General features: G+C 49.8%; 17 protein-coding genes. 12 read left to right on the top strand and 5 right to left on the bottom strand.

Features of this window, described 5'->3' with window-relative positions:
- Window positions 1-93: 93 nt before the first annotated feature.
- Entirely contained in the window at window positions 94-2,832 is a 2,739-nt protein-coding gene (locus BMZ51_RS17780; protein WP_068004829.1) for a hypothetical protein, read from the top strand.
- Between the two features lie 78 nt (window positions 2,833-2,910).
- On the opposite strand, the gene BMZ51_RS17785 is transcribed toward BMZ51_RS17780, so the two are convergent.
- Both BMZ51_RS17785 and BMZ51_RS17790 read right to left on the bottom strand, forming a co-directional pair.
- Window positions 2,911-3,747, bottom strand: a complete 837-nt coding sequence (locus BMZ51_RS17785; protein WP_082825595.1) for a ferredoxin--NADP reductase — start codon at window positions 3,745-3,747, stop codon at window positions 2,911-2,913.
- Window positions 3,748-4,129: 382 nt separating this feature from the next.
- A complete protein-coding gene (locus BMZ51_RS17790) occupies window positions 4,130-4,483 on the bottom strand; it encodes a hypothetical protein (protein ID WP_068004828.1) in 354 nt (117 codons plus the stop codon).
- A gap of 217 nt (window positions 4,484-4,700) precedes the next feature.
- Here BMZ51_RS17790 and BMZ51_RS17795 point away from each other — a divergent pair, with 217 nt between their 5' ends.
- Window positions 4,701-5,939: a serine hydrolase domain-containing protein gene (locus tag BMZ51_RS17795; protein ID WP_068004826.1), complete on the top strand. Its 1,239-nt coding sequence runs from the start codon at window positions 4,701-4,703 to the stop codon at window positions 5,937-5,939.
- 48 nt (window positions 5,940-5,987) lie between these two features.
- Here BMZ51_RS17795 and BMZ51_RS17800 read toward each other — a convergent pair whose 3' ends face one another.
- The gene (locus BMZ51_RS17800) at window positions 5,988-6,710 is read right to left on the bottom strand and encodes an SDR family oxidoreductase (RefSeq protein ID WP_068004824.1); all 723 of its coding nucleotides are present in this window, start codon (window positions 6,708-6,710) and stop codon (window positions 5,988-5,990) included.
- A 122-nt stretch (window positions 6,711-6,832) separates the two neighbouring features.
- Here BMZ51_RS17800 and BMZ51_RS17805 point away from each other — a divergent pair, with 122 nt between their 5' ends.
- Window positions 6,833-7,732 (top strand): LysR family transcriptional regulator, encoded by a 900-nt coding sequence (locus tag BMZ51_RS17805; RefSeq protein ID WP_068004823.1) that lies wholly within the window; start codon window positions 6,833-6,835, stop codon window positions 7,730-7,732.
- Here the strand turns inward: BMZ51_RS17805 and BMZ51_RS17810 are convergent.
- Complete coding sequence (locus tag BMZ51_RS17810) at window positions 7,729-8,160, bottom strand: hypothetical protein (protein WP_139201421.1); 432 nt, start codon at window positions 8,158-8,160, stop codon at window positions 7,729-7,731. The two genes, BMZ51_RS17805 and BMZ51_RS17810, sit on opposite strands and share 4 nt — an antisense overlap.
- 572 nt (window positions 8,161-8,732) lie before the next feature.
- Here BMZ51_RS17810 and gshA point away from each other — a divergent pair.
- Window positions 8,733-10,337, top strand: a complete 1,605-nt coding sequence (gene gshA / locus BMZ51_RS17815) for a glutamate--cysteine ligase (protein ID WP_068004891.1) — start codon at window positions 8,733-8,735, stop codon at window positions 10,335-10,337.
- 303 nt (window positions 10,338-10,640) lie between these two features.
- A complete protein-coding gene (locus BMZ51_RS17820; RefSeq protein WP_068004820.1) occupies window positions 10,641-12,098 on the top strand; it encodes a carotenoid oxygenase family protein in 1,458 nt (485 codons plus the stop codon).
- An 83-nt stretch (window positions 12,099-12,181) separates the two neighbouring features.
- On the opposite strand, the gene BMZ51_RS17825 is transcribed toward BMZ51_RS17820, so the two are convergent.
- Window positions 12,182-13,150, bottom strand: a complete 969-nt coding sequence (locus tag BMZ51_RS17825; RefSeq protein WP_068004890.1) for a winged helix-turn-helix transcriptional regulator — start codon at window positions 13,148-13,150, stop codon at window positions 12,182-12,184.
- 387 nt (window positions 13,151-13,537) lie between these two features.
- Between BMZ51_RS17825 and BMZ51_RS17830 the strand changes: the two genes are divergently transcribed.
- From BMZ51_RS17830 to BMZ51_RS17860, 7 genes are read left to right on the top strand one after another with little or no spacing between them, the layout of a single operon-like run.
- Entirely contained in the window at window positions 13,538-14,419 is an 882-nt protein-coding gene (locus BMZ51_RS17830; protein WP_068004819.1) for a branched-chain amino acid ABC transporter permease, read from the top strand.
- 3 nt (window positions 14,420-14,422) lie between these two features.
- A complete protein-coding gene (locus BMZ51_RS17835) occupies window positions 14,423-15,496 on the top strand; it encodes a branched-chain amino acid ABC transporter permease (protein WP_068004817.1) in 1,074 nt (357 codons plus the stop codon).
- A complete protein-coding gene (locus tag BMZ51_RS17840; protein ID WP_068004816.1) occupies window positions 15,496-16,263 on the top strand; it encodes an ABC transporter ATP-binding protein in 768 nt (255 codons plus the stop codon). The genes BMZ51_RS17835 and BMZ51_RS17840 overlap by 1 nt, the downstream gene beginning before the upstream one ends.
- Entirely contained in the window at window positions 16,263-17,027 is a 765-nt protein-coding gene (locus BMZ51_RS17845) for an ABC transporter ATP-binding protein (protein ID WP_068004814.1), read from the top strand. Before BMZ51_RS17840 ends, BMZ51_RS17845 begins: the two co-directional genes overlap by 1 nt.
- On the top strand, window positions 17,018-18,805 hold the full coding sequence (locus tag BMZ51_RS17850) for an AMP-dependent synthetase/ligase (protein WP_068004813.1): 1,788 nt from the start codon (window positions 17,018-17,020) through the stop codon (window positions 18,803-18,805). Before BMZ51_RS17845 ends, BMZ51_RS17850 begins: the two co-directional genes overlap by 10 nt.
- Window positions 18,806-18,818: 13 nt before the next feature.
- Window positions 18,819-19,991 (top strand): ABC transporter substrate-binding protein, encoded by a 1,173-nt coding sequence (locus tag BMZ51_RS17855; RefSeq protein WP_161941210.1) that lies wholly within the window; start codon window positions 18,819-18,821, stop codon window positions 19,989-19,991.
- 60 nt (window positions 19,992-20,051) lie between these two features.
- Window positions 20,052-21,296, top strand: coding sequence for an acetyl-CoA acetyltransferase (locus BMZ51_RS17860; protein ID WP_068004810.1), 1,245 nt, complete (start codon window positions 20,052-20,054; stop codon window positions 21,294-21,296).
- The last annotated feature ends 1 nt before the right edge of the window (window position 21,297 follow it).

Raw genomic sequence — 21,297 nt, forward strand, 5'->3', positions numbered from 1 at the left:
AATAAACACCAGTTCATATGATTTTTTCAAATATGCTAATAAGTGTAAATTTATCTTTTACGCTTTTAAATTGCACTTTGTGGAGTTCATATTTTGAAAAAGATAGATATATATTCATTATTTTACGCAGTTAAATTTCGACCAACAAGAAGTAAATTAAGGAAGGCAGCAATCAATCTTGTTGCATGCATCGCAGTCGGCTCACAGCTCGAACTGACGTCATCTGTCAACGCTGCTGACCTACCCGAAGAAATATTGATCGGGGTCTCACTACCTAACCTTACCTATTCAGAGCATGGCTTCAAAATAATAGAAGCTTATAGACAACCCCTTGGATTTGGCGTTCCGTTTATCAAAGGCGACATGACCCAGGAGGGTTTTTTGAATACGACGGTTAGTTGTATCGTCGATGAAAAGAGAGAGACAATCCCATCCCATCCACTAGTCAAGAACATTTGGAGCGATGACAGCGTTCGTTGGGCATGGGTGGACTTCTTGTGGGCATCAAATATGTCGGATTGTCACCTCGACACGGGCAATCAACTTGCAACAGGAACGATAGCAGTTAGTAACACGCCCGTTACGACTAAAGATCTTTCTGGCGGTGCACTTGAGGTAGACAACGGCAATCTAAAACTGACATTCGGAACATCAAAACTCTTTCCTGAAGCTATCGAGCAATTTGATGGTGATAGTTACAAGAGCGTGTTGGACGAGACGGTCGACGCAAATTTCTACATCAAGGATCGATATGAATGTGACTCTTCAGAGTGTGATGAGCCTGCTTTGGCAACACTTTCAGGTAACATTCACTGGGTGGTAGAAAGAGACAGTCCATTACGAACGGTTATTAAGGGCACAGCCTCTTACATCACTCAGGATGGAGTTTCGCTCGCCCAAGCAGTTCTTCGCTATACTATTTTTAGCAATGCCAAATACATCGATATCGAGCATCGTTTAGTCAATAATCGAAAAAATGTCGAATACACGGAGATGGGCATTGAGCTTGGCCTTTCACCCGAATTTACGTTGCTAGCACTTGAGGAAGAAAAGGCCGAACAACAAGTTTACGCAGGTCTGCAGAACGTTCTGGCAATCACAAACACGCAAGATCACCGCTTTAAGATCTGGTCCGCCGAGGAAGATGAACGTTTCGACTATATCGACTACAGGCCAGAAACGGTTTTAAAAAGCTTCCCTCAAGACTATCAGGACACCCTTGATGGAATCTTGGGCTACACGTCAGATCTAGATACTGTCGTAGACTGGCTGGAAAATGTCGTCCCGCCAAGCGCCTTAGGTGTCGCACGCACACACAACTTGAGGCTGGCTCTTTCACAAAAATCAAATTACGATCTTGAGAGGGAGAAATTCCTAGTTGGTACGTTTGTTCAACCAATCCTTTCCTCAATTGACCCTAAATACCTAACCCACCGCCACAGCTCTCTATTCCCCGTCATGGCAACGTATGAGGAGGGCAACGAATATAGCTCCGAACTGGAAAACTTACGTTCACAATGGTTCGACAATTACATAAGTCAGGGAGATTGGTACCCTTCAGCCGGGTGGTATGACTATGGTCGTGCGCCTTACAACCGTTTCATGAAAAACGAACAGCCAAATTCAGACGGAAGTGAGCGAATTTACCCCAACTGGTACCGGCAAACAATCTCGCAATATCACATTATCCGAAACAGTATTTTCAGTTGGGCTCGTTCTGGCGACCGCAAGTATATGGATTTTGCGCGTAAATCGAACCGACATACAAGGGACTTTCATTTTGTCCATGATGTGGTAGGCGACCTCAACTCCGTTCAAAAAATTGCAGGCCAGTATATGGGAGGGTTTGATTCACGTTTCCCTATTTACTGGTCAAGGCCTGGTAGCCAGGGGATTCAACAATTCAATGATGGAGAAGATCTTTCTGCATTTATGTATGAATATTTTCTGATGGATAACCTATCAAGCCTCGATGTACTTCAAGGTTATTATAGCGCCTTGCAGTATTATCTTGAGAGTTTTGATACCACTATGGATCCAGCAAGCAAGCGTAGAACGATAAAAGAGAACTACTTTAATACAACGCCCTTCCCTTCTATGTCTGCCATGTTGAGCACCTACAAAGCTATCGAAGGAAACTTTTCTGATGGGCAGGCAGTTCACCACGAAGACCTCAAATCATGGCTAGAAGAATTCCTACCCCTTTTCTACGATGCAAATGACATTTACGGTTTATCTCCTGCATACTGGACTGAAAACTTTGAAGGCCATAACACTTGGACGCCCTACTATAAGCTAGATCGGAAACTCTCCTTTCTCTTGGACGCTTATCACTTCTTTGAAGTAGAACCGCCGACGGAATCAGCCGAACTAGATCTATCCCTTTTACCGAGCAAACTTGCAAATGTGTATTCAAACCCTGAACAGAGCGAGACCTTCAAAAAGGGGGTTTTCATTTCGCAGAGTCTGGCACCTTTGTTTTACGGTGTAGGATATGAGGCAAGTTGCAGCGAACAGGCGAAAATTGCACTCAACTGGAATTTAGAGATGGCTAAAGGACTCGCCAAAGAGCTCTCCTCTCCCCCTGATATCTATAAGGATAAGATCGATATCATGCCAACGAGAAACAATAGCTCGGGCTGGTCCACACATGTCTCGCAGTACCTTACGGATAACCCTGACCTGAGTTGTCTTGATAAGGATGATCCAGACGAGGGTTGCCTGTATTTCGAATACCACATCGAGCCATCACGAAACTCTTACATGCTTTATGCCTTGCCTGTCGCAATTGAACATGCACGCTCTGCAGCTTCGTATTGCGAGAGCCCCTAGGAGTGCGGTTAAGTGTGGTCACAATGAAAAAGCCCGCTGAGATTTCAGCGGGCTTTGTGTTTAAACTATGAAGATAGGTTAACCAACGAAGGCGCGCTCAACCACAAATGTTGAGGGGGCAGCGTTGGAGCCTTCTTCAAGACCATTCTTCTCAAGAAGTGCCTTGGTATCGTTGATCATGTCCATAGATCCGCAAATCATGCCACGGTCGATAGCTGGGTCCAGCGGTGGTAATCCGAGATCTTCAAAAAGCTTTCCGCTCTCGATGAGTGTCGTGATGCGTTCCTGGCAAGGGTAAGGTTCACGGGTCGCTGCTGTATGCAAGCGCAGTTTACCAGCCGCAAACTCACCGACGAGTGGATCGTTCAGCACCTCTTCAACCAGTTCTTTGGCGTAGCTAAGCTCACTGACTTCACGGCACGTTTGTGTCAGGATAACCTCTTCAAACTTCTCATAAGTTTCCGGGTCACGGATGACTGATGCGAATGGAGCAACACCGGTGCCAGTGGAGAACATATAAAGGCGCTTACCCGGGATTAGTGCGTCATGCACAAGCGTGCCGGTTGGCTTTTTACGCATCAAAACAGTATCGCCTGGCTGAATCTTCTGAAGATGCTCAGTCAGTGGGCCATTAGGAACCTTGATGGAGAAAAACTCCAGTTCTTCATCCCAGGAAGGGCTCGCGATGGAATAAGCGCGGAAAGTCGGTTTTTCTGCGTTGGGCAGGCCAATCATCACGAACTCGCCAGACCGAAAGCGGAAAGAACTGGGGCGTGTGATGCGAAATTTAAACAGGCGGTCAGTATAATGCTTAACAGAAACTACCTTTTCCGCAAAAACCCCTGCAGGAATAGGGAAATCGGTCTTGGCTTCCTGATCAAGCGCAGGAGCTTGGGCCAACACTGTGTCGGTCATTTGCAATCCTTAGATTGTTTTGATTAGGCCAAAGTCCCGATACCTGGCCAATTGCTACCTCGCTTTATCTGAGCAATAGGAGAAAAAGCAACCGTTTTATAAGTAAAACTTCAGAAAATTGACCTTAAAAGAGACTAAGTCATCTTTAGTTTTCAACGAACAGTGAAATTCACAGAGAAAAGCGCGGGTGTGAACGTTCAGGCTCGTTACGGACTAGGTAAAATTACCATCCAACCCATCAAACCAGCAAGGATCGGTAAGCGGTAGTCGTTGAAAGCGCTTATGACGCGGGAACAGACTTATACCCGTCAATGCATTTCTAAACATGTGCTTGCCCAGGTCATTTGCTGCAAAATATCTACTTCAGTCAGAGACTTAGCGTTTAGTTCTGCAAAATGCTGTTTTCTTCCTTAGTTTCTTGCCCTTCAACGATATCGCCATCCTTATTGATTTCTTTGATGCATGCTTGCTTGTCTGAATCTGATAATTGAGCGAACCCAAAGTCGGCTGGGTAACCCATTGCATCAGAGCCAGAGCCGCCAGAACGATACTTCGACGCGATATCGGGGCAGTCTGTCACCGGGCTCACAATATCTGGATACTCCGACTTCAAAGGGTCGGAGTTTGCATTGGCGGCTGGGTCCTCTGCAAATTCGTTGATTTGTGCAAATCCATAACTCATTGAAATCAATAGAATACTGAGAGCAATCAATAGTGTTTTCTGGTTTGTCTTCATAGTCTCTTGTCCCGGTGCTCTGTGGAAATGGAAGCTGATGGCATTAAACAGGAGACTCTGAAAGGTTATGTGAGCGCTTTGGTTTTAATTGCGCGGATATTGGTAAGGATCGCCTTTTGGTTGTGCCTTACCAGCTTTACAAGCAATTTACCTATGCGTAAGCTCTGGGCACACGCTGGAGGGTCTTGATACCTCCCAGCGAAATGGGGGGGACATTATGTTAAAGAAGATTGGCTGGAGTGTTCTGGCTGTCGTGTTGTTGCTTGCCGCTGGTGCTTTTTACTTTCGCCAGGACATCGCCGAAATTCGAGCTGTGATGGCATACGCTGACGCATTTAAGCCTGAGAAAATCGACCAGAAGTTTCGCTCTCTTCATGTAGAATATCCAAGTATTTCGATCCCGGCGCCGGAACAAACCTATGACCTGCCGCGGGAGCACCAAGCAGCTCCCATGCCAGCAAGTTTTATGTACAAAGGCGAGCCAAGTTCTACCGCCGATTATATTGTAGACTCGCATACCACCGGCCTTGCCATTATGCACAATGGGAAGTTGGTCCATGAGTACTACGATCGCGGAAACACTGCGGAAACGCATGCCATTCAAATGTCAGTGTCAAAGTCCATGGCATCCATTCTAGTTGGTGTCGCGATGGACGAAGGCTATATTGACAGTGTTGAAGATCAGGTTGTGAAATACGTTCCTGAACTGAAAGGGACCGCCTATGACGGGGTCCGCCTGAAAGATGTGCTTGAAATGTCTTCTGGCGTACGCTGGAACGAAGACTATGCCGACCTCAAATCAGATATCGTCCAGTCCGTCGTTGCAATTCTACTCGGCTCGCAAGATGAATTCACCAAGGAAGTGCCACGGGAGTTTGAACCTGGGACTTTCAACCGCTACTCCTCAATTGATACACACGTCGTCGGTTGGGTGCTGCGTGCCGCAACCGGAAAACCTTATAAGGATTGGTTTCAGGAGAAGCTTTGGTCGAAGATTGGAGCGGAGTCCTCTGCCAAAATCATGGTCGACACGGTTGGCGAACCTGTCGTTTTTGGGGGCTTAAACATACGCCTTCGCGATATGCTGCGCGTTGGAATGGTGCTGGCAAGCGGCGGTGTGAACCACAAGGGTGAACGTATTGTTTCTGAGGAGTGGATCAAAGCGTCTGTGACGCCAGATGACCCGCGACTGATGCCAGGCTACAAAAATCCGCAGAGCCCGTCTCCGCTCGGCTATAAATATCAATGGTGGCTGCCGATGGAATCCGATCAGGGAGACTTCACAGCAATCGGCATTCACGGTCAATTCATTTACGTTAACCCAAGCCGCAATGTTGTGATTGCCAAGACGTCAACTTTCCCTGCCTACCAAGAAAACAAAGAAATGATAAAATTGAAAGCAATCGCCATGTTCCAGGCAATTGCGCGCCACTTAGATGAAGTGCCTAACTCCTAAGAGACTGGCCGACTCTTTACCGAGTCGGCCTTTTGCAGCCAAGAGCAATTAAGCCGGCTGCCCAGTAGCGGCCAGCAATATTTCCCGTATATTCACGTTCTGAGGTTGCTGGTAGACAAACAATACGGCGTTTGCGACATCCTGTGCGTTCAGGACTCCGCCCATCTCTGTCTTCCACTGCTCATAACCATCTACGATTTCCTTCGAGGTTGTGTGAGACAGCAATTCGGTTTCAACTGCGCCGGGCGCAATAGTCATGACCCGCACATTATCAGCTGAAACCTCTTCACGCAGGTTCTCGCTGATCGCATGAACCGCAAATTTGGTACCGCAATACGCCGCATGAGCTGGAAATGTTTTGCGGCCCGCAATCGAGCTGACATTGATAATGGAGCCGCCACGCCGGGCTTTCATACCAGGCAGCACCGCGTGGATGCCGTTCAGCACGCCTTTTACGTTCAAGTCGATCATGCGGTCCCATTCAGCAGGGTCCTGAGTGGAGAGATCTCCCAGCAGCATACAACCAGCGTTGTTGACAATTGCATCTGGTGCGCCATACGCCTTCTCAGCTTCCTCAACCGCTGCAACAAGCTGCTGTCGGTTAGTAACATCGACAGCACGGCACAGAGTATTGGGAAGGCCTTGGGCTTCCATTTTCTCAACGCGCCGCGCGAGCAAAAGCAACGGATGGCCAGCGGCACTGAAAGACTTCGCAATAGCTGCGCCAATACCGGAACTTGCGCCGGTGACAATGATAAGTGGCTTTTTCATTTTGTTTTCCAGTCTTCTCAGGCTTTCTTTAAGCAAGGCGGCCTTGTTTTGTATTGGCGCGATTGTATAAATCCCAATCACTGTGATAAATGCGGGTAATTCGAAATTATTGTTAGGCTGAAATGAACAATATATATTGGAATGGGGTACGTTCGTTTCTCGCTGTCGCAGAGCATGGCAGCTTCACGTTAGCCTCGGAGGCAATAGGCCTTTCAAAAGCCAGCTTGAGCCAACAGGTAACCCAGCTGGAAGAACAATTAGACGTCCAGCTGCTTTATAGAACGACGCGTAAACTGCGCATGACCGAGATTGGCGAACGCTATTACGAAATGTGCCGCGCAGGCGTAAAGCAGATCACTGATGCCTCTGACCTTGCAGCGCAGGCGACGGACAGCTTGACCGGTTCAATTCGTATGAACGCGGTAGGCGGATTGATTGGGGAAGAGCTGATTGCACCACTGCTCATCGAGTATCAGCAGGCTCATCCAGCAATTGAGGTAAAGCTGGAGTTCTCCAGTTCCCGCGTTGATCTTCTGGAGAATGACTGTGATCTTGTACTACGCATGGGAGAGCTAGAAGACAGCACTCTTATCGCACGTAAACTGCACACCATCACCACCAGATACGTTGCAGCTCCCTCTTTCATAGCCAGCCATCCAAAGATAAACCATCCCTCCGATCTGAAAGGCCTTCCGTGTATCTCAGGCAGCGTGCAAGAGTGGATATTCGCTCGTGGCCAACAGCGCATTGTTGTCCAAGCAGAACAGGGATTTCAGATCTCTAATGGCCGTGTCATGTGTCAGGCTGCTGCGGCTGGTTTAGGCATTGCGCGCTTGGCAGACGTGTACACCGATGCACTCATCAAACGCGGGGAATTAACGGAGGTTCTTTCTGGCTGGCAGCAGACAACACCTCTTTGGCTCGTGAGCCCACCTACGCGGCACCAATTGCACCGGGTGCGTGAATTGATGGACTTTCTCGCGCGCAACTTTAAACATCGCTATCAAATAGTTTTGACCTAGCGACGATACGTGCCAACAAAACCATCGGGGATGAGCGCCCCTGCTGGGCCTGAATTGGGGTCATCGACACCCACTGGTATAAAGACACGCTGAATTATTATCTTTTCTCCATCCGGTGGTGGAGGACCAGGTAAGACCGCACCACGCGTGGTTTTAAAGCCCTCCAGCTCACAAATCAGCGAGGTCTTCTCAAATCCTTCGGGCACGACCATCGGACCGGGAGTATGTTGGACGAAGATAGAAGAACGATAGCCACTCAGATAACAAAATGCGCCGTCAGGCGTCGTATTTACTGTTACGAGCGTTGCACCAAACGGAATGGCAATCTCAGGCGTAAAGGCCTGTGGTAACCGTTCCTCTTCTGATATACAGCCGCTCAAGCAAAGCAAAGCGACCACGAGAGTGCTTAAGGTATGTCCGCTTTGCAAATCGGCCTCCATCTTTTACCAGTAAGCCGAACCTAACTGCGGAGCCTAAGCAGAAAAATCCACCAGATAAACTGGCGTTGTTCTGACGAGGGAGGCATTTGTAAAAAATACACATGACCTATACGCTCACACACCGATTTATCATGAAGTTTGAAAAATAGTTGATGGTTGTATTAGGCTGGGAGAAATTGTGTTTTCACAGCAAAAACACGCAAAAAAGAGTGTCCTGAAAGTGTTTTTAAATATGAAGGCTAGTTAAAGTGAAAATTTTTATCGCTGTTATTGTTTCTCACTATTTTTGCTTTTCTAGGTGTCTAACAAATAGAAGTAGGTTTTTAAAAGTTTTTCGCAAGTCACACACTTCTTTTATGAGAGAAACCGTGTTGATTAGATGAGTTTCATTCACGGTTTTGGCGATCAGTGTTACCCGCAAAACACTAATTGAGAAGTGAAAAGGCTTTGTGCCCTTGCATCCACAAAATTACAAAGTATCTATGAGAGAGAGTACTCCCCAAGGGCTTCACGAAGACTGTGAGCCTTTGTACAGTTTTGCGCAGATTAACGGAATGAGAATGACAAAACTTAGTGAAGCCACACTCAAGCTGCTAACTGATGAATCTGTTCGCAGTGGCCTTGCTGCACTTCGCGTTGGGATCGAAAAAGAAGCCCTTCGTGTGAGCAGTGAAGGCTTTATGTCATCGCATGATCACCCAGATGCATTGGGCAAGACACTAACGCATAAGTTCATCACTACCGACTTTTCTGAGGCGCAGGCGGAGTTCATTACTCCGACGGCAAATACAGTTAAAGAAAGCCTCGACTTTCTGAAGGAGCTTCAGGCATTTGCTGCGCGCAATACTGAGGCTGGCGAATACCTTTGGAATTCTTCGATGCCGCCAGAGATCCAGAGCGACGAAAGTATCCGGGTTGCACAGTATGGAGAATCGAACTCGGCGCAGATCAAAACGCTATATCGCAAGGGGTTGGCGCACCGCTATGGTAAGCGGATGCAGACGATCTCAGGCATTCATTACAATTTCTCCATTTCCGAAAGCCTTTGGAGTGCCTTCCATGAGCAGTGTAGCTCTGGCGGTAGTTTGCAGGATTTCCGAAGTGCCGCCTACCTCGGCCTGATCAGGAATCTTCAGCGTCATGGCTGGCTGGTACTCTACCTGTTTGGTGCCTCCCCTGCTTTGGACAGGAGTTACCTTGCGAAACCCCATCCAACTCTTTCGGTGTTGGGTGAGGACACTTACTACGGTGAGTACGCAACCTCGCTGCGCATGAGCGATCTTGGTTATACCAGCGTCGTGCAGAGTGAGTTGGACATCCACTTCAACTCCATCTGTGAGTACATAGAAGGCCTACGCGGTGCTTTGGCCACGTCAGTTCAGCAATACGAACAAATCGGCGTTTTTGAAGAAGGCGACTACAAGCAGATCAACACCCACCAGCTTCAGCTGGAAAATGAGCTTTATGGATCAGCACGACCAAAGCGCAATACTCAGGATGGTGAGCGACCAATCGCTGCCCTATGCCGTAGAGGCGTCGAATATATCGAGTTGCGGTCTCTTGATATCAACCCGCTGAACCCTATCGGAATTGGCGAGCAGCAAGCTTACTTCCTCAATACCTTCCTGACCCATTTGGCCCTTGCGCCGTCGCCTTGTATTGAGGCAGCTGAGCAACTGGCATTGAACGATCAACAGCGAATGGTTGCATGGCAGGGACGTTTACCAGATCTCGTGCTGCCCACTTACGGTGCAGGCGAAGTCACCCTTCGCGAAGCTGGCAATAACTTGCTTGACGACATGCGGCATACGGCAGAAATGATGGATGATGTCTATGGTGGCACCGGCCATATCGACGCGCTTAATGCCCAGGCTGCAAAGCTGGATGATCCAGATCTGACTCCGTCTGCACAGATCTTGAAAGGCGTGAAGCAAAATGGCTCTTACGCTGGCTTTATCGCAGAGCTCTCCAAAAATCAGTCGGATCACCTGAAAGCACTCCCGCTCTCAGCTGACCGCTTAAAGTTTCAGGAAGCAATGGTGGCACAGTCAAAAGCGGCCTACGAGCAAATTGAGTCCCGGCAAGGCTCAAACAATTTTGACCGTTTCCTTGACTCGCAGAATAAAACTGACCTTCTACCGCCGGAATGTCTTGGCGAACGTTAAGGGGTAGCTTAACTCCCTTTTTGAATAGGATTGCAGTGCAATCAACTTCTGCACTCAAACGCTAATCTATACTCGCCGCGCTAAAAACAAGCGCGGCGATGCACCAAAGTGGCCACCTGAAAGTTTTTGCAGCCACACAAAAACCCCCACATCCATCTGAAATCCATAGGATTTGGCCTTCAACAAAGGCTCATGAACAGTGTTCACTCCAATACAGATATGCCTTTCTTCTTGAAAACCAAAGCATCTTAAGCTCTACTACTTGCATAACCGTACGAACTTCCACTGGCGGAGGAACATGCAATGGACAAAGCACTAGATGAGCCTGAAGCACCGTTTGGCCTGAACCACGGCCCAATGCTGACAGGAGCTTTCGCACCGATTTCACATGAGGAAATAATCGATACACTTGACGTTGAGGGCACAATCCCAACCGACCTGAACGGTGTGTATTTGCGTAATGGGCCTAATCCACGGCATGAACCAAAAGGCAGTTATCACGTATTCGACGGTGACGGCATGTTGCACTCCGCCGAGTTTCGCGGCGGCAAAGTGGTTTATCGCAACAAGTGGATCCGTACGGAGGGCTGGTTGCAGAACGAAGAGAGCGGTGAAGAGCGGTATTGGGGTGTCATAAACACCGTCAAAGGAAACCCGGACCGCCCGATGAATGATGTCGCCAACACAGATGTTGTAGGCCATGCGGGCTATGCGGTCGTCTCCTGGTATCTGTGCGGCACTCCTTATCTCGTAGATCCGATGACACTGGAAACTGTCCGCTCAGCTCCTGATTATGTAGCAGGACCCGGCCAGGGCATGTCCGCGCACACCAAAGTCGATGAATACACTGGCGATATGATGTTCTTCGATTACTTCAATGAAGCGCCTTACATGACTTACGGTGTTGTGAATGCCCAGGGAAAGCTTGTCCATCATGTGCCGATTGAACTCCCCGGTTCACGCCTGATGCATGACATGGCGGTGACCGAGAACCATTCGATCCTGCATGATGTACCCGTTTACCATCAGCAAGAGGCTCAGGAAAAAGGCCGGCATAAAATCCGTTTTGACAGCTCCCTTCCGATGCGTTTTGGCGTGATCCCAAGGTTTGGGCAGTCCAATGAGGTCCGGTGGTTCGATTTCACACCTTGCTTTGTGTATCACGTTGTCAACTCCTGGGAGGAAGGCGACGAGGTGGTGATGGTACTGTGCAGGTACATGCCAACCCTTCACGCTGATGGCACGATTGACGAAATTGAAACGGCAAAACGAATAGGCCGTTTGAAGATGGATGCCCGCCTTTGGCGCTATCGCATGAATGTTAAGACCGGTGAATGCTCGGAGGAATGTCTGAACCCGGACCTGAATGTAGAATTTCCAGGCTACAACAGCGCAGAGACCGGGCGCTACACCAAATGGGGTTATCTCATTGATCACGACCCTGAGATCCTGCGCTGGACAGGACTGCGGAAATTCAATCTGGACACCGGAGAGAGTGTCGCTGAATGGTCGGATGACCCAGATCACTGCTGGTATTCGGAGCCATGGTTTGCCCCCGCTGATGAGGCGACGGCAGAAGACGACGGCTACGTCATTGTCTTTTGCTGGAACGATGCAACGCGTTTGCAGGAAATGCAGGTGTTTGATGCGCGCAAAATCAGCGAGGGACCTGTAGCACGCATCAAGCTACCACACCGATTGCCTCCGGGTTTTCATGCTTGCTGGATGAAGCCAGAACAAATCGCATCTTGGAGCAAGTAATCCCAAGCTGTGGCCGGTTCGAGAGAGCCCGCCACAGCCCCACGCAGCAGTGAACCATTTTTGCGTTACGCTCAGACGCGTTTTCACGCCTCTTCAATTGGGTTGGCAAAGTTCTGCTCAACCCCATCTGGCCACTCAAGTTCGTACGTTACGTCATGAACATCCAGTTCTTCCCTGCACGCTGAACAAGCGACAACTGGCGAAAGGTTATGTCCGTTTGGCTCGTGTGTTAGCAGCACCGGCGCGCCTTCTGGAGAGGCGTAGTAAGTATCTCCCCAACGCATGAGCATCAGCAATATCGGAAAGATATCTGTAGACTTACGCGTCAGCCTGTAGCCTGTTTTCTTTCCGCCTGCCTCCTCGTCGTTATGGTTTACGAGGCCGAGAGTCTGCATCCAGTTTAACCGCTCAGTCAGAATGTTGGTCGCGGCACCGCTATCCTCGCGGATCCTGTCAAAACTATTCAATCCGGTAAACAACGCGCGCAGCACCAAAACGGCCCATCGATCGCCCATAATCTGCGCCACTTCTACCATGATGGCTGAGCCTGAGTTTCGTTCCGCAATTGCATCCCGGTGCTGGCGTCGCCGCACGTAATTTGCCGCCATAGTGCCAACACCCGGCCCCTCTTCCCAGTCCACCTCAAACGCTGAGTATTCATGCCCGCAGGTTGCACAAAGTGGGAGCGGCTCAAATATCTGACCACACTTCTTATGGGTCAGCTTCACCTTCACCACTTGACTTTGATCGCCCCAAATGCGCTCCCACCGAAGCATCATGAGCGACATCCAATAAAGCCCCTGCCCCTTTTCGGTGAGCCGATACTCATAGCGTGCCGGTCGTTCGGAATAGAGCGCTTTGCACATGACGTCTTTTTCAACGATGCGCTTTAGCCGATCGCTAAGCAAGGCACGTCTCAAGCCCGTCGCATTTTGAAATTGCCCAAAGGTGCGTGCGCCCAGCCATGCTGCCTCCAGGATCATCATAGCCGAGGAGTCGCCCATAATTTCAAGCGCCCGCCAGATCGAGCATGATCTCACCAATTTAGTCATAGGCAACCCATGTTGTTCTTTTTTAAAACCAACATTTTCGAGACCTCGCGGGAAAGGATTTCCATCCATGCATTTAAACATTTTGTTCGGATATGCAAATTCAGCTTTTGCTAAACAACCTGTCATCACAGCGCTCAATGAGACCAAACCATTCATATCTGATCGAAACCTAACCATCTGAAATATATCATACCTTTAGGTGCGTTTCATTGATAATGATCATTCATCAAAATTAATACTTATCTCTTTCTTCAGATATCACAGGATCTTCACTAAGTCATTTTACTTGCATTAGCGTACTCACTTGCTATCGTAAACCCGATTCTTGACGTGCTTATCGTCACAGGAACAAACCGCCGGAGCCTCGGCAGGACGGGAGGGGAAGCGATGCCAGATATCGAACTATTTGTGCAGTCGTTAGCCAATGGTGTTTCTGTAGGTGCGATTTATGGGCTCATAGCGCTTGGTTTTGTGCTGGTTTATAAATCCACCGAAGTGGTCAATTTTGCACTTGGTGACCTTTTGATGTTCTCGGCTTTTGCGGGGTGGAGCTTGAGCGTTGCTCTAGGTTGGCCAATCTGGCTGGCCGTTCTGGCCGCAATTTTCCTCACCTCCCTTTTATCGGGTATTATCAATGAGGCCGTTGTCTCTCGTATTATTGGACAACCCCAGTTCGCCCATATTCTCCTGACTTTGGGGATCGCCTTTACGCTACGTGGACTGATTTTACTCATATGGGGTGCAGACCAGCGCTCGCTTGATTCCCTTGCACCAGACACGCTTTTAGAAGTCGCCGGTATTACACTAAGAGCCGAACGTGTGCAGATTATCCTGATCACTCTTGTCTTGGTGATCGCATTACAGTTCTTCTTTCGCAAAACCCGTTTCGGGCTGGCCTTGCAAGCACTTGGTGAAAACCAAATGGCTGCCTACTTGATGGCAATACCAGTCCGGCGGGCCATCTCTGGAATTTGGATGCTCTCAGGGGCAATCGCAGCAATCGCAGGCCTGATGCTGGCCCCTCTTTTGCTAGTGGATACGAACCTGTGGCTCGTCATGGTCAAGGGCCTGATCGTCGCGGTAATGGGCAGTTTTCACTCTGTTCCCGGTGCATTGGGCGCCGGTATTCTGGTTGGCGTAATAGAGCAACTCGCTGGGGTATACCTAGATGCTGAATACCGGGACCTCGTTGTCTATGCTTCCTTTTTTGCGATCCTCGCGGTGTTTCCGAAAGGCCTCTTCGGTGGCCAGTCAGCCAAGAAGGTCTGATCCATGTATTTCGATTTCAAAACCAGTTACAATGATGATATCCGATTGATAAGGCGACCACTTTCCGGTCTTTTTTACGCCATTGCATTCGGTACCGCTCTTTTCTCACCCCTTGTTATTTCTGAATTCTACATCACCGAGTCCAGTGCCATATTCGTGCTCGGGATCATAATCATTGGCTATATGATTTCAGCAGGTATGGCAGGGCTCGTTGGGCTTGGGCACGCTGCCTTTGTTGGCGTTGGCGCCTACACTCATGCCATATTGTTGGGTGCTGGTGTCCCGTTTCTTATTTCAATTTTCTCAGCCATTGCAGTTTGCGCTCTTTTAGGCGTTATGCTTGCGGTGATTTCGCTGCGCCTTTCCGGGCTCTACCTTGCCATTTCGACATTGATCTTTGCACTAGCCGTTGAGCACATACTGGGGTCATGGGAAACCCTGACAGGCGGATATGAAGGGATCCTGGTACCTGATCCTATTATCTTCGGGACAAGTTTCGCTTCCAGCATAAACTATTACTACCTAACGCTTTCTGCGCTGGTATCTGTTATTATTCTTGCGGCTAACTTGATGCGCTCGCTTTCGGGCCGTGCACTCATTGGACTGCGCGATAGTGAGCAAGCAGCTGCATCCCTTGGGATCAATGTTCTTAAGACAAAATCAGTTGCCTTTGCCCTGTCAGGTGCCGTTACGGGGTTTGGCGGCGCCCTCATGTCCCATCAAATCTTCTTTATCACTCCAGAAGCATTCAACATGATGCTCTCGCTTCAAATCGTTTTAGCTGCGGTCATCGGTGGATTGGGGAGCATCACCGGGGCCCTTATAGGGGCGGTTGTGATTGGCTGGATGCCTGAGTTGATCAGTCAAATTAAAGCACTTTTACCTGTCAGTATTCGCTACCAACCAGGGCCGGATTTAGTGATTTATGGCGCGGTTCTCATTGGCTTCGTCCTGTTCGAACCTCTGGGTCTTTATGGTCGCTGGAAGAAGATCGAGAACTGGTTGCTGACATTTCCGCTCGACCGTAAAGCCACATTTGCAAAAACCCGTACCTACATGAAATCCGAGCGGGTGTGATGATGAAGTTACGAGTGGCCGGGTTAAAACAGTATTTTGGTGGGCTGAAAGCGGTGGACACCGTCTCACTGGATGCAAAACAGTCTGAGATCCTGGCGATCATTGGACCTAATGGCGCGGGCAAAACAACGGTAATCAACGCGATCACCGGTCTGCGCAAACCCACGGCAGGTACTGTCTGGCTAGGCGATAAAACGATCACTGGACTTGCCGCCAACCGCATCGCAGAGCTTGGCATTGCGCGGACCTTTCAAAACATAGAGCTCTTTGAACATGCAAGCGTTCTCGACAACATTCAGTTGGGTTTTTATCGTCACCGCAAGGTCACGCTATGCGCGGAACTCTTTAACCTTCCCTCTGCGCGGGCAGAAGCAGTAAACGCCCGGCTCGCCGCCGAAAAAATCTTGCACTACCTGGATCTCGTGTCGTGGCGGGACAAAGCAGTCTCTGGCCTTTCTTATGGCATTCGAAAACAGGTCGAGTTGGGCCGCGCTCTTTGTTCTGCACCAAGCTTTCTTATCCTCGACGAACCTGCCTCCGGCTTAACTCGGGAAGAGACACTCGATCTGGGATATTTTTTGCGTGATCTGGCAAAAAATCGAGGCATCGGCATTTTGATGATTGAGCATGATATGGGTTTGGTGTCGCGTGTCGCGGACCATGTTATCGCTATGAATGAAGGCCGGATACTCGCGAAAGGTAGCGCGCCAGAGGTGCAGTCAAACGCGGATGTCATCGAGTGCTATCTGGGTTCGGAGATGGTGTAATGACTATTTTATCAGCAAAGAATCTTGAGAGCTTCTACGGCCCTGTTCCTGCATTGCGAGGGGTGAGTGTTGACATCTGTAAGGGTACTGTCACGGCAGTAATCGGTGCCAATGGCGCAGGCAAGTCAACCCTGCTCAATACTCTTTCCGGTCTGTTGGAAGCTCGCTTTGGGCATATTGAGTTTCTTGGTGAGCGCATCGAGATGCTGAGCGCTGATCAAGTCGCCTCGCGTGGTTTGGTATTGGCGCCAGAGGGCCGACAAGTATTCCCTGAAATGAGCGTTCGCGATAACCTTCGATTGGGCGCCTTTCGTAAGGATGCACGAGCGCACGAAGAGCGTAATCTCGCTCGTGTACTGGCTTATTTCCCAAGACTTGAACAACGTTTTGAGCAGCGTGCTGGAATGATGTCTGGGGGCGAACAACAGATGCTTGCCATCGCAAGAGCACTCATGGCTGCACCCGATATGCTGATGCTGGATGAGCCTTCACTGGGTCTCAGCCCAAAATACGTTCACGAAATCTACCAAATACTTGCGCGTATCAATGACGAAACCGGACTAACGGTTCTTGTCGCCGAACAAAATGCCTCAGTCGCACTATCAGTTGCCCATTTTGCATACGTGCTGGAGCTGGGCCGGGTCGTATTGCTCGGCCCTGCGGAAGAAATGGCAACGAAAGAGGTTCTGCAAGAGAGTTTTCTGGGATCGACAAACGTGACCATGGATCAAAAACGGTTCAGGAGAAAAAAGAAATGGCGCTAGACCTTGCTGACTCTCCTTCAGTCATTCACCTTTTGCGCCAACGAGCAGTTGATTGGCGTGGCCGCGTTGCCATGTACCACAAGGTGCTGGGGCTTTGGCAGCCGTTGAGCTGGGATGCATATTATACACTCATTTGCGAAGCAGCCACCGCTTGCAATTTTTTGGGCCTGACGCCCGGAACAGGTGCTGCAATCCTTTCTGAAAACCGGCCTGAGTGGTTGATAGCCGATTTCGCTGCCATAATGTGTGGCCTCCTATCAAATGGAATATACACCACCTCCTCAACAGAGCAGATTGCCTACCAGATTGAAAAAAGCGGGTCTGAAATTCTTTTTGTTGAGGGAGGTGAGTTGCTCGACAAAGTGCTGGCAATGGACGCCCGCGTACTGGCAAAACTGAAAAAAATCATCCTGTTTGATATGGATGGCCTCCAGGATCTAGACCATCCCTTGTGTGTGAGTTGGGACGAATTTCTCAAACTTGGGAGAACCGCACTAGAAAGCGAACCAGACATTCCTGATCAGATGATCGACGAGCTGACAATCGACAAAATCGCCATCCTTATTTTCACATCAGGAACAACCGGTGCACCTAAGGCGGCGATGATCTCTCATCGCAACATACTGGTACAAACCAATGCGTGGATGAGCCATTACGAACTGAGCTTTCGCGATCGTGTTATCTGCTATCTGCCGCTTTGTCATATTGCAGAACGACAGTTTTCTGGCATGACACCGCTCGCCACCGGGGCTGTCGTTCATTTTGCCGAAAGCATGGAAGCGCTCGGTGAGAATATGCGTGAGGTGAAGCCAACTGTCCTGTTCGCTCCGCCCCGCATCTATGAGAAACTAAGTGCGCAGATTAATCTCGCCATTGCCGAAGTCCGCCCTTTAAGTGCCTATGCCTATCAGGCCGCCCGCCGCCGGATATCAAACGGTGCAACCCCGCTCATGCGCTGGGTTCTAAAAAAGACTGTGCTGAACAATGTTCTGAGAGTCATGGGGCTTTCAGAGCTTCGTCTGGGGATCACCGGAGCTGCTGCAGCTTCTGAAGAACTCGTGGATTGGTACTTGAGCCTTGGCATACCGCTTTACGAACTGTTTGGCATGACCGAGACAACCGGAGCCGTGACCCACATAAATCGAGATGGGACCCACCAGTTTTGTGGCCCACCAATAGAGGTCGGCGAGGTTCGAATTGGCAGCAACAATGAGCTTCAAGTACGCGGACCCCAAGTCTTTTGCGGATATTACGGCGACCGGGAGAAAACCGCTGAAGCCATTACTCCAGATGGCTGGCTGAACACCGGCGATCAGGCGCGCATTGATGAGGCTGGCAATATCCAGATTATTGGGCGGATCAAAGACCTTCTCATCACATCAGGCGGAAAGAATATTGCCCCTTCCAAAATCGAAGGCAAGATCAAAGCTTCGCCATATGTCGTTGACGCTATGTTGGTTGGAGAGGGACGAAAATTCATCACTTGCCTCGTGATGATCGATCAGGAAACTGTTTCCCGCTTTGCGCGCGACAATGGGATCTCATTTACCGACTACAAAAACTTGTGTCGTCAAACAGCCGTCGAAGAGCTGGTGCGCAGCGAGATTGCACAGGTGAACAGTACCGTATCACGCGTCGAACAGGTCAAGGATTTCAAAATTATCGATGTCGATCTGGACGCAGAAGATGACGAGCTGACACCAACGCTAAAACTCAAACGTACTCAAATTGAGAAGAAGTACTCAACGCAGATTGAAGAGATGTATTCACATGCTTGAAAGGGAGGGAAGCATGACGTTCAACGCTTTTAAAAAGGTTTTCGTCGCATGTACGCTGGCACTTGGCACAACAACGACAGCCCTGAGTGACACCCGCGGTGTCTCAGAGGACGAGATCATTATCGGAACGCATCTGGATCTGTCTGGCCCAGTCGCTGCAGCTATGCCCCCTCTTGTGGCAGGCATACAAACACGCCTCCAAGAGATAAATGAGGCCGGAGGCATCCACGGCCGTAAGCTGCGGCTGCTCATAGAAGACAACGCATACCAACCCAAACAGGCCGTACGTGCCGTACAAAAAATGGTAACCAAGGATCAGGCCTTTCTGATTTTCAGTCCCTTTGGCACTGGAACCTCCGCCGCTGGCTATGCTTTTGCGCAGAAGTTCGGTGTCCCCCACGTTTTTCCATGGTCAGGTGTACCTGCAATCTTTCACCCAAAAGGCACTGAAGGAAGTTTCACATATGTAGAGGACTACGCGTGGGCCACTGGTGCTGGCGTGGATTGGATCATCAAAGACAAAGGCTTTAAGCGTATCGGTGTGCTTTATCAGGACGACGCTTTCGGAAAGCTCGTGCTTGCCGGGGTTGATGAGGCTCTTAAATCCAATGGGCTAACCTTGGTTGAAAGTGCTGGTTACAAACCCGGAGATGTCGACTTCTCGGCCCAAATTGCGAAGCTGAAAGCAGCAGATGTTGACTTGGTGGTGCTGGGCACCGTGATCCGTGAAACCATCGGAGCCTATAGCAGCATCCGCAAAGTAGGCTGGGGTGTGGATGTTATTACAACCATTCCAGGGCGCAGTCAGGTTGTGCCCCTGCTCGGAAAAAGCGCAATGGATGGTCTCTACGGCGTCGGGCAGTGGAATATTCCCGGCACTGGCAATGACAGCGCAGCGGCGCAAACCTGGCTGGCAAAGTTCAATGAAGCAAACCCCGGAGTACCTGCGGAAAATGCTGCCATCGCCTATTTGATGACCGACTGGCTGGTGCAGGCTTTAGAAGCTGCTGGGCCCAACCTTACAGTCGAAAGCTTCAACACAGCGTTCGAAGGCTCCAAGTATCAAGACATTTTTGGCAGTCCAGAACTCACGATGACGAACGGGCACATATCTCCAGAAGTCGCCTCTGTCTGGAAAGTCGATGGTTTGGGCTGGGTAAAGGTTTCAGACGACATCACAAACTAAACCCGTACCGCTCCGGTCTCTGTGATCGGGGCGGACCACCTCAGCAACAAGAGGCCTACCATGAGCCAATCTGCCGTGTATGTACTGGGTGGTGCCCAGACGGATTTCGCCCGCAACTGGTCCCGCGAGGGATTGGGCCTTGAAGACATGATGCGCTCCGTCCTCATTGATGGACTTGAGGCTACTGGACTTGAAGCAAACCAAATCGAAAAAGCACACTTGAGTAACTTCACCGCAGAACTTTTTTGTGCGCAAGGTCAACTGGGCGGCCTCTTCGCGGCGCTTGCTCCAGAGCTATCGGGCGTCCCTTCCACGCGGCACGAAGCAGCATGCGCCTCAGGGTCGATGGCTCTCCTATCCGCGATGGCCGATATCGAGGCGGGGCGCTACGATTTAATTTGCGTTCTTGGCCTCGAGTACATGCGCAACGTTCCTGGGCAAACAGCCGCAGAGTATCTGGGCTGCGCTGCATATGCAGGCGAGGAATGGAGCGATGCCACCTACCTGTGGCCCCGTGCTTTTTCAGATTTAAATGAAGCCTACAGCGAAAAATATGGCCACCCAGTAGACTATACCCACCTTGGGGAAATTGCCCGAATAAACTACGAGAATGCCCGGCGTAATCCAAACGCTCAAACACGCAAGTGGCAGTTCAATACTGAGAGTTTCACCGAGAACGATGACACCAACCCAGTGATTGAAGGCCATGTGCGACGCAATGATTGTGGGCAAGTGACTGATGGGGCCGTGACCGTGTTTTTGGCATCGGATCGCTTTATGCGCGCACACGCAAAAAAACAGGGCAGGACACCCAGTGATTATGCGCAGATCGAAGGTTGGGGGCACCGCACTGCAACCATGCGTTTTGCAGATAAGCTGGAGGAAGGGCAAAATACGCGCTTTGTCCTGCCGCAGGTCAATCAGACAATACTGGAATGCTTTGCTCGCGCAGGTATCGACAGTCCTTTTGCACTGGACACGATTGAGACTCATGACTGCTTTGCAATGACAGAATACGCCGCCATCGACAGCTTTGGCATAACCAGTCCGGGCGAAAGCTGGAAAGCGATTGAAAATGGCACAATCGCTTTTGACGGACGACTCCCGATCAACCCCTCTGGAGGGCTGATTGGTCTGGGACATCCCGTTGGGGCTACCGGTGTGCGAATGATGTTGGATAGTTTCAAACAGGTCACCGGACAGGCGGAAGACTATCAAGTTGAGGGAGCAAAGCGCGCAGGCATCTTAAACATTGGAGGATCTACGACCACGATTGCATCGTTCGTGGTTGGCAGAGCGGGGTAAG

Source organism: Pseudovibrio axinellae (genome assembly GCF_900110875.1).
Classification (GTDB): domain Bacteria; phylum Pseudomonadota; class Alphaproteobacteria; order Rhizobiales; family Stappiaceae; genus Pseudovibrio; species Pseudovibrio axinellae.